Annotated in this window: 10 protein-coding genes, 1 pseudogene and 1 riboswitch; of the genes and pseudogenes, 9 read left to right on the top strand and 2 right to left on the bottom strand. The window is 37.1% G+C overall.

What is annotated here, in order from left to right; genetic code table 11:
- The first annotated feature begins 336 nt into the window (after positions 1–336).
- Complete coding sequence (locus ACAN53_RS14255; RefSeq protein ID WP_379970785.1) at positions 337–3,189, top strand: GW domain-containing glycosaminoglycan-binding protein; 2,853 nt, start codon at positions 337–339, stop codon at positions 3,187–3,189.
- Between the two features lie 186 nt (positions 3,190–3,375).
- A complete protein-coding gene (locus ACAN53_RS14250; protein WP_379970784.1) occupies positions 3,376–4,125 on the top strand; it encodes a CPBP family intramembrane glutamic endopeptidase in 750 nt (249 codons plus the stop codon).
- Between the two features lie 158 nt (positions 4,126–4,283).
- Here the strand turns inward: ACAN53_RS14250 and ACAN53_RS14245 are convergent, their stop codons facing one another.
- Positions 4,284–4,856 carry a DUF1836 domain-containing protein gene (locus ACAN53_RS14245; protein WP_379970783.1) on the bottom strand — a complete coding sequence of 191 codons (573 nt, stop codon included), beginning with the start codon at positions 4,854–4,856 and terminating at the stop codon, positions 4,284–4,286.
- A gap of 182 nt (positions 4,857–5,038) precedes the next feature.
- On the opposite strand from ACAN53_RS14245, the gene trhA reads away from it, so the two are divergent.
- The 6 genes and pseudogenes from trhA to ACAN53_RS14215 all read left to right on the top strand — a co-directional run bounded on the left by trhA (position 5,039) and on the right by ACAN53_RS14215 (position 10,489).
- A complete protein-coding gene (gene trhA, locus ACAN53_RS14240; RefSeq protein WP_379970782.1) occupies positions 5,039–5,689 on the top strand; it encodes a PAQR family membrane homeostasis protein TrhA in 651 nt (216 codons plus the stop codon).
- 1,205 nt (positions 5,690–6,894) lie between these two features.
- Positions 6,895–7,707, top strand: coding sequence for a MetQ/NlpA family ABC transporter substrate-binding protein (locus ACAN53_RS14235; RefSeq protein ID WP_379970781.1), 813 nt, complete (start codon positions 6,895–6,897; stop codon positions 7,705–7,707).
- 21 nt (positions 7,708–7,728) lie between these two features.
- On the top strand, positions 7,729–8,532 hold the full coding sequence (proC, locus tag ACAN53_RS14230) for a pyrroline-5-carboxylate reductase (RefSeq protein WP_379970879.1): 804 nt from the start codon (positions 7,729–7,731) through the stop codon (positions 8,530–8,532).
- Positions 8,529–9,296, top strand: coding sequence for a VOC family protein (locus ACAN53_RS14225; RefSeq protein ID WP_379970780.1), 768 nt, complete (start codon positions 8,529–8,531; stop codon positions 9,294–9,296). Before proC ends, ACAN53_RS14225 begins: the two co-directional genes overlap by 4 nt.
- A 96-nt stretch (positions 9,297–9,392) precedes the next feature.
- Positions 9,393–9,605: pseudogene (locus ACAN53_RS14220) on the top strand (sugar-binding domain-containing protein); the annotation flags it as partial.
- A gap of 158 nt (positions 9,606–9,763) precedes the next feature.
- Positions 9,764–10,489 carry a CAP domain-containing protein gene (locus ACAN53_RS14215; RefSeq protein ID WP_379970779.1) on the top strand — a complete coding sequence of 242 codons (726 nt, stop codon included), beginning with the start codon at positions 9,764–9,766 and terminating at the stop codon, positions 10,487–10,489.
- Between the two features lie 120 nt (positions 10,490–10,609).
- Here ACAN53_RS14215 and ACAN53_RS14210 read toward each other — a convergent pair whose 3' ends face one another.
- The gene (locus ACAN53_RS14210; RefSeq protein WP_379970778.1) at positions 10,610–10,786 is read right to left on the bottom strand and encodes an H-type small acid-soluble spore protein; all 177 of its coding nucleotides are present in this window, start codon (positions 10,784–10,786) and stop codon (positions 10,610–10,612) included.
- Positions 10,787–10,972: 186 nt separating this feature from the next.
- A riboswitch (TPP riboswitch) is annotated at positions 10,973–11,085 on the top strand.
- Positions 11,086–11,245: 160 nt separating this feature from the next.
- Here ACAN53_RS14210 and thiC point away from each other — a divergent pair.
- Positions 11,246–13,009, top strand: a complete 1,764-nt coding sequence (gene thiC, locus ACAN53_RS14205) for a phosphomethylpyrimidine synthase ThiC (RefSeq protein ID WP_379970776.1) — start codon at positions 11,246–11,248, stop codon at positions 13,007–13,009.
- Positions 13,010–13,231: the final 222 nt, after the last annotated feature.

The raw sequence follows: 13,231 nt of genomic DNA, 5'->3' as shown, positions 1-13,231 counted from the left end.
AATTATTAGAAAATTTGTTATATAACAGATTATAGAATACTTTTATACTATATAACAATAGCCAATCTTAAAAAAAGTAAATTAAATTCTGAAAATTTACTAAGGTAGAATTAATTTTATATAAAAATTGGAATTTATTTAGGAAAAATTGTAGTAAATATATTATAATTGGTAATAATATTCAATTTTTTACATATCTTCTCGACAGTGATCAGTGATCTTATGAAAGAACTTTCTTCTTTTATATGTATGCATTATGGAATATAATTACAAATATAGAGAAATATTGATAGAATAAGAGGATGCAAGTAAAAATTCTACAAGGGGAATGAGCGTTTGAATACTAGGAGGATCAATTCAAAGTGGTGTGGAAAAGCAGTGGCATCGGTACTAGGTGTTACGGGTGCAATGGTAGTATTATCATCACCGGCGCTGGCTGATAGTCAGCCTGTTATAGATTTAACAACCCAGAATGTTCAGAGTACAAACGTACAAGGTGTTAAGGTTCCGCTTACCTTAGATGGGATGGTAACGAATGAAACAACTGTATTGGTAGGACATAATACAGCTGGGTTACAAATACAAGTAAGTAATGCTAATGGAATAAAAATCGGGGAAGGTATGGTTGGGCCGGATGGTACGTTTAAAATCTCGATTCCCAAACAAGTTGCCGGGGGATCCTTACAACTTGTTTCGGTTCATTCGGATTCAGCTGCAAATGAACATGTAAATGCTTCTGTGAAGGACATACACCCGAAAGTAGATCCTGTAACGAGTGATACTATTACGGGAACAGGATTAGTGAATGCAAATGTAACGCTATTTGGTGATAATAATCAGATTATAGATAAGAGTGTAATTGGATCGGATGGTCATTTTTCTCTAAAGCTAGCAACAAAGCCTGCTAGTGGTATAATTACCATTTCCTCTAGTATTACTAATAATAGTATGTTAGAAGAATCGAAGAGTGTTGTGAAGTTAAATAGTAATAATCCAACTTCTACTGATACTGCAGCAGTGCAAACAGCTCCAACTATACAAACTACACAAGCCGCACAAGAGCAAGCCGTTAGTATCGATGCTCTAATCGGTACGAAAACAGGTCATGGTATCTGGACACGACCATATGGCGAGGCAGCTGCAACATACTTAGGTGATGTAAGTTTATATAAAGGGACAATTGTTCATATAACTTCTCTTATTACAAGTGGGAATGTTAAATGGTACTACATACAAGTGAATGGTAAGCCTGTAGGATGGATTGATAGCCGAGCAGTTGATTCTATTCCTACTATAGATTCTATTGATGAAAATCAACTGGTAAGAAGAACGGCAGGTGATGGAATTTGGTCTATTCCCTATGGCTTAGATGGTGCATCGTACATCGGTTCCACGAATGATTATGTGGGAAAAGATATCAAACTATTTCAGAAAATGTCATTAAACGGAGTACAATGGTATCAATTTTCTGTAAATGGTACGGTTATAGGATGGTTAGATGGCCGTGTATTAAGTAGTTTGACCGATATAAAAGATATAAATCAAAATGCTGTTATGGGTGTTACAGGTACAAATGGCATTTGGTCTCTGCCGTATGGTGTAGATGGTGCAGAGTATGTAGATACAACCGATGCATATGCATACGGAGATCTTGTTCTTACAAAGAGTGCCCTAAATGGTTCTGTACAATGGTATCAGTTTTCGCTAGGTGGCAGGGTAATGGGCTGGCTAGATAGCGGGGCGTTAGATCATACCGGTGATGCTAAGGCTGTAAGTTTTTCAGTAACTATTGGAAGTACATATAATAATGGGATATGGTCAACACCTTATGGTATTAGTGCGGCTAGGTATGTTGGTAGTACGAATGACTACGCCTTTGAAAATGTACAGGTTGTGAAGACTTTGCAACGAGGTAATGTTTTATGGTATCAAATTCAAAAGGATGGGCGTCTGTTAGGCTGGATTGATAGTGGCTCGTCTTTGTCTGATATTGGAAATGTAAAAGAAGAGAATCATACGGCAGTAATAGGAGCATCTACAAAAGGTGATGGCATTTGGAGTGTGCCTTATGGGGAATACGGTGCTACTTTTCTTGGCCTTACAGATGAGTTTAGCTATCAACCGATAACCGTTATAAGAAGTATCACCAAAGGAACGACCTTATGGAATAAAATCAAGCTCGGAGATCAAGTGATTGGCTGGATTGATGCAAGTGTGTATTCAAATGTAACAAATGTTACTAATGAAAATAGATTGGCACTACTTGGAGATACAAATGGTAATGCCATATGGACAGCACCTTACGGGGAAAATGGTGCAAACTATGTTGGTGGTGCAAGTGATTATGTCAATCATCCCATTCATATTATTCGAAGCTTGGATAAAGACGGTGTGCATTGGTATTATTTTATGATCGATAATCAAACGATTGGTTGGATCGATTCACGTGCCATTTCAAATGCTACGAATGTTCAAATCATCGATAATATAGGACATGTAAGCAATGCCAGTAATAATGCGGTATGGACCGTGCCGTATGGGCTGCAAAATGCTCATTATGTTGGTTCAGCTGCCAACTTTATGTATAAAAATCTTCATTTAACCACAGTGATTAACTTAAACGGAGTAACATGGTATCAATTTGATTATAACGGTCAGGCAGGTTGGATGGATAGTAGAGCAATCAGCATGGGGGCATTGTATCCATTGCTTAATGTACCGATTATCACACAGCGTGATTTTAATAATCCGCAGCGTGACCTAGTTGCGGGCTGTGAAATTACAGCCGTAACGATGATGCTGCAATATGCAGGTGCAAATGTTGACAAGGTGCAGCTTGCGAATGAAATGCCTCGCTCAGATGATCCAAATCAAGGGTATGTAGGAGATCCTTATGGGAATGGATGGACCATTTATCCGCCAGCCTTAATGAATCTGGTGAGAAAATATGCAGGTAGCGCTGTTAATTTAACGGGTCAAGATGTAGAGAGTCAGCTAATGAAAAATCATCCTGTTGTAGCTTGGATGACGATGCACGGATTTTCGGTACATGCGATTACCTTAACGGGATTTGATGCCAATAACATATATTATAATGATCCTTGGACAGGTGAAAAGAATGCTTCCATGAGTAAGAATGATTTTTATAGCAATTGGTCCACGCAAGACGAACGAGCTATCTCGTATTAAGATAATAGATCCCTTCTTACATCTTAAATCAAACAAAGAAAAATCGTACCTTTTCGGATATAATGGTACGATTTTTCTTTGTTTGGCATGAAAAAAATAACACATGTATTGTGCTACATGGTGAAAGTAGTAGAATTTTAAATGAGATGGTTATGAAATACAATATCAAGACGAAAGGGTGAGGAAATGGGAAATATTTTTAAGTTATTACTGAAAATCTTAGGGTTAGAGTTATTAATTATCTTCTTTTTTACTGTAAACGGAGCTTATGCAACAATCAAAAATCCTTCAAACACATTTATGCAATATATTGGTCTTTTACCATTGGCGATAGGAATTTACTTTTACCTTACAAAAACGAAAAAATGGCGGAACTTCATTTCTAAGGATAGTCTTCGTTTAGATAAGAATAACATCCTACTCTGGTCTCCGATGTTGATAGTATTAGCGATATTATTAATTGGTAATGGAGGAGTACGCGTCACATCTGTAACCGAGTTATTACTGGTATTAGGAACGCAAATTCTCATTGTTGCTTTCATTGAGGAGATGGTTTTCCGAGGATTTATGATTGATATTCTGATTTCAAAGGGGTTCAAGGTTGCAGTTCTCACATCAAGTTTCCTTTTTGCTCTAACTCATTCCTTACAACTTCTTGGTGGACAATCTATTGAGAACACATTATTGCAAATCACCTATGCTTTCTTTATAGGGATGGTTCTTTCCTTGTTAATAGTGAACAATCAATCAATTATTATCGCTATTATTTTTCACGGTTTGAACAACTTTTTTATTATAACGGCACAAATTGATGGCTCTTCAATTTATAATTATGTACTCATCTCTGTTCTTGTTGTGCATTCCGCATTTTTATGGTCCAAAGCTATGCGGACCAATAAAATCAAAATAGATAACGTTAGTAAACCAGTGGTGTAATAAATACTTATTCTCAAATAAAATTCTTCAGCACCAGAAACTGTACTTCCATAAATATTGGAAGTACAGTTTTTTTATAATATCAACATCAAACTATAACAGAGCCTTAAGAAAAAAGAGTAAGTCTGAGTCAAGCTTGTAAAGTTTAATGAATAATGCTACTTTGTTTTCGTAGCATCATTCATTTCATCTACGAGTTTTTCTGCTAACCGTCGATACAAATTACTTATCGTGACGAAGGAGCTTATTAATAAAAATTGGTCTAGCTTTTCATCTTTACATGCTACCGCTTCTTCTTTTACTTCCTCTAGTTTGTTTTGTATATCATGTTTAAAGCTTGCTACGTTTTTTTCTGTGAGCGTTAGGTAACTATTATAGAGAGCATCTAGGTCAAAATCCTCATCACTCATTTGTTTTTGATTTAGTTCGTCGAGTAAGCTTTTAATATCATTAATGGAAAGGGCTCCCTTTAATTGGTGAATGAAGCTAATGAGAATGATATGTTCCTTCGAGTATTTTTTATTTTTTATAGGAAAAAATAATTTTCCCTTTGCATAATTGTTAATCATTGTTTTTGTAAGTACTTTTTCCTCTTCATTCCGAGTTGTCTGCTTATAGCTATTTTCAAATAGCTGCACAACTTGATCTACATATAAATCAACATTCGGAATATGTTCTAGTTTGATAATTTCATCTACATGTAAGGAGTCCATTGTATTTTTAAGTTCCATGTATATCCTCATTTCTATCTGGTGTTTTTGTTAAGTACACATAACCAAGTTTAATTATACTAGCAATCATTTTAATGGTATTACAAAACGTTTTGTTTGTAAATGTTGACTACGAAAACTAATACCTATATAATTTTATGTAGTTATTAAAACTACATGATGATATGTGAGGAGCTGTTATTGTGAATGCTTATGTCAGAGAACCCGTTAATGCATTAACACATTTAGCTGGTGTCATTTTTTCGATTGTTGCTCTTGTTGTCATGATTGTGAAGGCTTCGTTTATGATGCCATCACCTTCTGCTATTGTTTCAGTTATATTGTTTGGTGTGGGAATGTTGCTGCTATATGCTGCTTCTACGACATACCATTCGGTTATTGCAAAGGATCGTGTTATTTACTTTTTTAGAAGGTTAGATCATTCTATGATATTTGTCCTTATTGCTGGAACCTATGCCCCTTTTTGTTTAATAACCTTACGTGACGGAATAGGAACTCTCCTGTTTTGGATCATGTCTGCGATTGCGATTAGCGGAATCCTTTTTAAGATGTTTTGGTTTAATTGTCCAAGATGGCTATCGACAGTTATTTATATAGCTATGGGATGTATTATTGCGTTTTTTATTGGCCCTCTTGGAGAGAAGATGAGTGCAAGTGGTATCTTTTTATTGCTACTAGGCGGGGTGTTTTACATTATTGGCGGCGTTATTTATGCAGTTAAACCTAAATGGTGGATGAAATCCTCCTATATTGGATTTCATGAAATTTTTCATATATTTGTATTACTCGGAAGTCTTGCACATTTTCTTTGCATATATTTTTACGTGATTTAGTCGGCCGACCAGCTAAACAGATAAGATGAGACCAGGACAAAGATTCTGGTTTTTTTTGTTTTCATACCCGTGCATAAAATCAGATTAAGCGAGTGGGTTCAGATATAGATGAATAATACAGAACATACATAATAAAATCATGTAGGACTCAAAATGGATTGGTTTAACCCCCTTTGAGTCCTTTCTTCTTTTTTAACAATTGCAGAGAAAAAAAGATAATTTAATATTTTTACTATATTAAAAAAATATTATCGAGTATTTCTATTTCATTGACAGTTAGGCGTATATCTAAATTTTGTAAGTTTTTTTCACCTGTTCTGGTTGTTTAGCGTCAGAAATGAATACAGTAACGGAATCCTGTGTTACATACTAAGCAAGCACGATATTGAGACACCTCAACGTTTTTTTGCATTAGCAATTTCACGAATTTATCGATTTATGGATCGTATTTTCTCTTCATCTTTTAGTCCATTCATGTGCCAAATGCTTCATCTTTTGGGGTGAATTCCTCTGGAAAATGAATATAGAATAAATCGATATAACCTACTTGAAGTCATTTTAAGCTATGCTCGACACTTTGTATAAAAAAGGTGAATTATCAATTACAGTTTAAAATTTTTAACCAATTTTTAATTTCATTATACTTTTTTTACCATAGAAATATTTAGAAAAATAGGGAATGACATTTTTGTTTAATATACCCTTATTTATAAATTGAATGAAAATTAAATATAATTCTAATATAATATATTACGTGAATTTTTTGATTGACGATTCATTTTAGACGTGCTATTATCCTATTAATCCAATTATATAACTTGGTTTTAATATACAGAGAGGAAATGATTGACGAACTTATGCGGGAGTAAAGAACATCTTTTTACGGTGTAGTATAGCGTCGGTTTCTGTGTAAAAAAGACTAACTTGAAAAAAAAGGAACAAGAATTTTTACACAAACTAATATTCTGAAAAATTGTAAAATTTAGAATGAATTAACTTTCCATGCAATTAAACGTATACAGTTATTCTAGTCTTTTTATTTGACGATATACCTTTTACATAGGGTTTATCTGATTTGATAGATTATGTTTAAATGAAGCAATGTTTCACGAATTTTCTAGACCATATGATCTTATAGTTCTCAATGTAACAGACGAAGCCCTGCAACAATTTCACAATTCTGTATTTAAAAAGGAGACGAAGTGATGAAGAAGTTATTCCTTATTATATTAATTGGACTTGTATTAGTACTAACAGCATGCGGAAAAGATAAAGGTACAGAGGAAAAGAAAACCCTCACAGTAGGTTTTGGAGTTGGAACATATGAAGAGCAGTTCCGTAAAGGTATATTGCCAATTCTAGAGAAGCAAGGTTACAAAGTGAATGTTAAGACATTTTCTCAAAATATGCAGGTGAATCCAGCTATGAAGGAAGGCTCTATTGACGCTAGTGTGTTTCAAAGTACTGCTTATATGGAAGGCATTAATAAGCAATTAGATATGAATATGACTGGAATCACATTTGTTCCAAGTGCCCCACAAGGTCTTTATTCTACAAAGCATAAGTCTCTTAGTGAAGTGCAAGATGGTACAACAGTGGCGGTTCCAAATGATCCAGTAAACCAAGAACGTGCAGTCCGAATTTTAGAAGAACTTGGTTGGGTGAAAGTAAAAGCGGATGCAGGAACAACAACGTTCAGCTTAAACAGTGTAGAACCAGGGAAGTATAAAATCTCATTCAAAGTTCTGGATCCAGCTCAAATTTTAGTTTCTCTTCAAGATGTAGACTATGGTGTAGTAAACGGAAACTATATTGCAAATGCAGGAAAGAAAATTACGGATGCATTGAAAATTGAAAATACACCAAAACAACATCGAATTATTGTATCAGTTAATAAGAAGGACGAAAATACCCAATGGGCAAAAGATGTAAAAGCAGCTTATGAATCAAAAGAGTTTGAAGACTATATCAAATCTCAGCCAAAATATGATGGGTTCATTTTGGTTGATAAAAAATAGTAAGGGATGATTGAGTTGACAGTGAAAATCCATTTTATCGGTGGCGGGCAAATGGCCGAAGCGATAATCCGTGCTGTTGTGAACAACCAGGCTGTATCCGCACAACACATTAGTGTGATAGATATCAATGAAAAACGTATGCAGTTTTTAAGTGAGACATATGGAATTCAAGCACATGCGGGGCAAGAAGCTGCTGTTGCTGAGGCTGATCTAATTGTCATCGCTGTTCGCCCTCAGGATAATTTAAGCGCTATTGGTGAAGTGGTTCAAAAGTTCGCCGCGCCAAGTGCAGCAGTTTTATCAATTGTTGCTGGTGTGACGATTGAAAAGCTTGCCCATTTTTTCGGTGCTAAACGGCCCATTATTCGAATTATCCCCAATACTTTAACGGATACCGGTTTCGGTTATAGCGGGGCAGCATTGAATGCCTATGCTACGAAAGATCAGGTAGATGATTTCCTAAATGGATTCGGGAAAGTGCAATATCTTGACGAGTCACTTATTGATATTTTCACTGGCTTTGGTGTTGCGGGACCGAATTACGTATATTACTTTATTGAATCATTGGCTGACGCAGGTGTACTTGCAGGCTTGCCAAGAGAGCAAGCGTGGCAAGTAGCGCTTGAGAATGTTGCCGGTTCCGCTGCTATGCTGAAGCAAACCGGCCTCCACCCTAGACAATTATTAGATATTAATAATTCGGCAGGGGGCGTAGGTATTCATGCACTATACGAGTTAAACAATAGCGACTTTGCAGCTGGGTTGCAGCGAAGTGTTTTAGCGGCTGTTAAACGAACAACTGAATTAGGAAGGGATAATAAATGACAACCGTAAATTGGGATCATACCGTTCATTATGTAAATGACTTGGACAACGCCATTGAAACGTTTCATAATAATGGATTAATTGCGTTCCAAGGCGGCTCTCATAAGCAATGGGGCACATATAATGCACTTAGTTATTTTGGATTGTCCTACATTGAATTTTTAGGAATTGAAGACCGTGAGTTAGCGAAGAATGCTGATGCATCAAACCTTGTTGTTAAAGATTCGGTTACCTTGTTGCCAGCACATGAAGTGCTTAGCCGCGTTGCCATTCGAACGGATGATATTGATGATACCGCTGCTTCCTTACAAGCAAAAGGGTTAACCTTATCACCCATTATTGACGGAAAGCGTTTGGACACGCATGGACAACTTATACAGTGGCGCATGTTTACGATTGCCGGAGATTATCAGGGTCTTACTTATCCCTTTGTGATTCAATGGAAGGGTACTGATGAGGAGCGGTTGGAAAGTCTTACGAAAAGTGGTATTATTCAGTCTCATCCAGCTGGGAATACAACCATTCAAAGTGGTGTTTTCTACGTATCAGATCCATCAGCAGTCGCAGCGCATTGGCAGGCGCTATTTGGGCTAGCTGTTATAGAGTCCGATGAAACTTCTGTAACACTTGCTATTGGCGACAAGTCCTTTATTTTTAAACAAGGTGATGCTAACCAGTTAACAAAATTGTTGTTTCGTACAGAATCGTATGATCTGAAAGAAAAAACAATTGCAATTGGACAAGGGGAATACGTATTTTTATGATTTATAGTAATACGAGAAGCCTCCTCTAGTGGGAGGCTTCTCGTATTTCACTTAACAATCATTTTTACTTTTACAAATGTATGATGTACCTGTAATTATGGTAAAGATGGAGTGCTAGTCCATACTGGAATATCTGACCGAACAATTACAATTGACCTTGCTAAATTAAAACGGACGCGTTATTCCATTGGTGTTGCAGAATCCCTTAAAAAAGTATCAGGAATGATCGGAGCGCTCCGCGGCGGTTATATGAATGTGTTTGTAACTACAGGAGAGGCAGCCAAATGCATTTTGGAACAGACAGAGTAACACCTTGTTTTCTCTTCTATTATTTCCCCATTCCTGTAGGCTATTCTTTGATTGATTTGCATACATCATTTCCAATTTAGGAGCCACTTACCTAGAATCTCTTCTTCGCTATAGCAAATAATAAAAGTGAAAATAGTTCACGATGAAGGAGGGATTTAGTGAGGAGTTTTTGTTTTTTTTCAAAAATTGCGGTTCTTTCTATTTTTGTACTTGGGGTAAGTGGCTGTGGATATAATGCAAACACTGGAATGAACAATGCAGCCGACAATCGACAAAATATGCCTAGAAATGAGTTGGCACGTCCAGGTATTGATGGTGATAATGTACCAAAGCATGAATACATGCGCTCTAACACAGGTGGAGGATATATAACACCAGTTCCAGTTGCCTATTCTCCTCAAAGTGGTTCGAATACAGGATTATGTCCATGTCAAAATCAAGGAAATGCTATAGCACCAAAAGCACCAACGCCGAGCCAGACACCACCGACACCTTCTAATGCTGCAGTTGATAGTATGGAGGCGAAGGTTGTTCAATTAACAAATGATCAGCGACGTAAAAATGGACTTCCTGATCTTCAACTGGATACTACATTGGCCAGTATGGCTCAAGAGAAATCAAATGACATGCTTAATAAAAATTACTTTTCGCATACCAGCCCAACGTATGGGTCACCTTTTGATATGATGAAAATATTTGGGATTACGTATTCTCATGCTGGTGAAAATCTTGCAAAAGGACAACGCTCCGCAGAGGAAGTTGTACAAGCTTGGATGAACAGCACAGGTCACCGTGCTAACATTTTAAATGTGAACTACACAAAGATTGGTGTTGGTCATTCGTCAAGTCAAGACTATTGGTCACAAGAATTCATTGGGAAGTAAACCACTCACTGTCTTTGCGGATTTAAATATGGAAATGTAGAGTTAAATTATTAATCATTTAAAGATCAGTAACGTATAGAGAAGGACCATTCTACGATAGTAGAATGGTCCTTTTGCTATTTAGTGCTCTACCAAGCTGCTTACCGGGACACTTTGCTCTGCATCTGGCTCATGTAGAGGATAGATCCGAGCCATGGAATTATCATTTACTTCCTGGATATAAACGGGAATTCCATCAAAGGTAACGTTTGCCATAATGGGTGAAGATGCAATCTGTTTTGCTCGTTGATTGTTCAAACTTGTTGCCTCCTTGTATATCGGATATAGAAATCAGTCTAGTTTTTGAGGTTTAGTATGGATGTATACGTAGAACAACTTTTTCCTTATGTTAAAAAGTTATTCATATTGTTTATGTTGAAAATACTATTTCCTTTTTCTGAAAATTATGATATGTTTTACATGCAAACTTAATAGTAATACGTAAAGCTCTACTAGGGGTGCCCAATTGCTTGGACTGAGAAAAGAATGCGTAAATTCTTTGACCCTTTGAACCTGATCTGGATCATACCAGCGTAGGGAAGTAGTACGAAGGCGTCTTCTTTTGTTCAGCACGCCACTACTTTTTGACGATGAATCAGGTTCTGTGTATACAGAACCTTATTTTATTGTCTTTCCTTTACTTGATTGCCACTCAATCAAGCGGAGAAACTATGCTGTAGCTCCTAGGTCACAAAGCCATTTTAAGGAGGAAGTTACATGCAGAAGCAAGATGTAAACGTAGAATTAAAATCACAGTTTATGGGAAGTAAGAAAGTGTACGTGGAAGGTTCCAGAGGAGATATTCAAGTTCCTATGAGGGAAATTGAGTTAAGCCAGACGGTTACGTCCTTCGGGGAAGAAGAAAATGCTCCTGTTCGTGTATATGATACGAGCGGTCCTTACACAGACATAGATTGTGATGTTGACATTAGAAAAGGACTTCCGAAATTACGCAAACAATGGATTTTGGAACGTAATGATGTACAGACGTGTGCAGGGAGAGAAATCAAACCTGTAGATAACGGATACACAGAAGATGATATTCGTGCAAATCTTGAATGGTTTCCAAATCGAACGACAGCACCGCTACGGGCAAAAGAAGGGCAAAATGTAACGCAAATGCATTACGCAAAGCAAGGCGTGATTACCTCTGAAATGGAGTACATTGCGATTCGTGAAAATATGGATCCGGAGTTTGTTCGGGATGAGGTAGCAAAGGGACGAGCCATTATACCAGCAAATATTAATCACCCAGAAAGTGAGCCAATGATTATTGGACGTAATTTTCTAGTCAAAATAAATGCGAACATTGGGAATTCTGCTGTTAGTTCCTCAATCGAGCAAGAGGTTGAGAAAATGACGTGGGCTACAAGATGGGGCGCAGATACGATTATGGATCTATCAACAGGTAAAAATATTCATACAACGAGAGAGTGGATTGTTCGCAATGCTCCTGTTCCGGTTGGTACAGTACCTATTTATCAGGCACTTGAAAAAGTAAATGGCGTAGCAGAGGATTTAACATGGGATGTATACCGAGATACATTAATTGAACAGGCGGAACAAGGCGTCGATTACTTTACGATTCATGCTGGGGTTTTGTTACGCTATGTTCCGTTAACTGCAAAACGCACAACAGGGATTGTATCCCGCGGTGGTTCCATTTTGGCACAGTGGTGTCTAGCGCATCATCAAGAAAACTTCCTATACACACATTTTGAAGAAATATGTGAAATCTTAAAACAATACGATATTTCTGTTTCACTTGGAGATGGATTACGACCAGGATCATTAGCTGATGCCAATGATGAAGCACAATTTGCTGAGCTTGAAACGTTAGGAGAGTTAACGAAAATCGCATGGAAGCATGATGTACAGGTTATGATTGAAGGTCCAGGTCATGTGCCCATGCATAAGATTAAAGAAAATATGGATAAGCAGCTTGAAATCTGTCAAGAAGCACCGTTTTATACATTAGGACCGTTAACAACTGATATCGCACCAGGATATGACCACATTACATCAGCCATCGGCGCTGCAATGATTGGTTGGTTTGGAACAGCAATGCTTTGTTACGTAACGCCAAAAGAGCATCTCGGATTGCCAAATAAAGATGATGTTCGGGAAGGCGTCATTACTTACAAAATTGCTGCTCATGCTGCTGATTTAGCAAAGGGACATCCGGGTGCTATGGACCGAGACAATGCTTTATCGAAAGCACGCTTTGAATTTCGATGGAACGATCAATTTAACTTATCCCTCGATCCAGAACGTGCAAGAGAATACCATGACGAAACGCTTCCAGCTGAAGGAGCAAAAACAGCTCATTTTTGCTCCATGTGCGGACCAAAGTTTTGCTCGATGAGAATTTCTCATGACATTCGAGGAATGGATTGGGAAGGTTCTGAGGGGGAAGCAGAAGAAGGAATGAAACAAAAAGCAAAGGAATTTGTTAGCGATGGATCAAAAATTTATCGATAACAGTAGTTTGAAAGAAATACAGAAAATAAAAAGAGAAATAGAAATCATGCAAAATAGCATTCGTGATATGCAAGAAAAAGTCCATACCATGCAGGAGAACTGTAATCATATATTTATGGAAACTTCTATTATGAGGGTATGCCAGAAATGCGGTTTTTCTGAAAGTATGTATTATTGAGGCAATCTGTTACTAAATGTAGCCACCTTTTCTTAGAAAAGGTG

The organism is Ectobacillus soli, from assembly GCF_042610425.1.
Taxonomy (GTDB): Bacteria; Bacillota; Bacilli; order Bacillales; family Bacillaceae_G; genus Ectobacillus.
The sequence above is the reverse complement of the archived record's forward strand: the minus strand, read 5'-3'. Positions and strand labels throughout refer to the sequence as shown.

What these genes read in the sequence shown, in the direction of transcription:
- ACAN53_RS14250 (WP_379970784.1), top strand. Translation starts at nt 3,376, where the DNA reads ATGGGAAATATTTTTAAGTTATTACTGAAAATCTTAGGGTTAGAGTTA.
- ACAN53_RS14245 (WP_379970783.1), bottom strand. Translation starts at nt 4,856, where the DNA reads ATGGAACTTAAAAATACAATGGACTCCTTACATGTAGATGAAATTATC.
- ACAN53_RS14235 (WP_379970781.1), top strand. Translation starts at nt 6,895, where the DNA reads ATGAAGAAGTTATTCCTTATTATATTAATTGGACTTGTATTAGTACTA.
- ACAN53_RS14225 (WP_379970780.1), top strand. Translation starts at nt 8,529, where the DNA reads ATGACAACCGTAAATTGGGATCATACCGTTCATTATGTAAATGACTTG.
- thiC (WP_379970776.1), top strand. Translation starts at nt 11,246, where the DNA reads ATGCAGAAGCAAGATGTAAACGTAGAATTAAAATCACAGTTTATGGGA.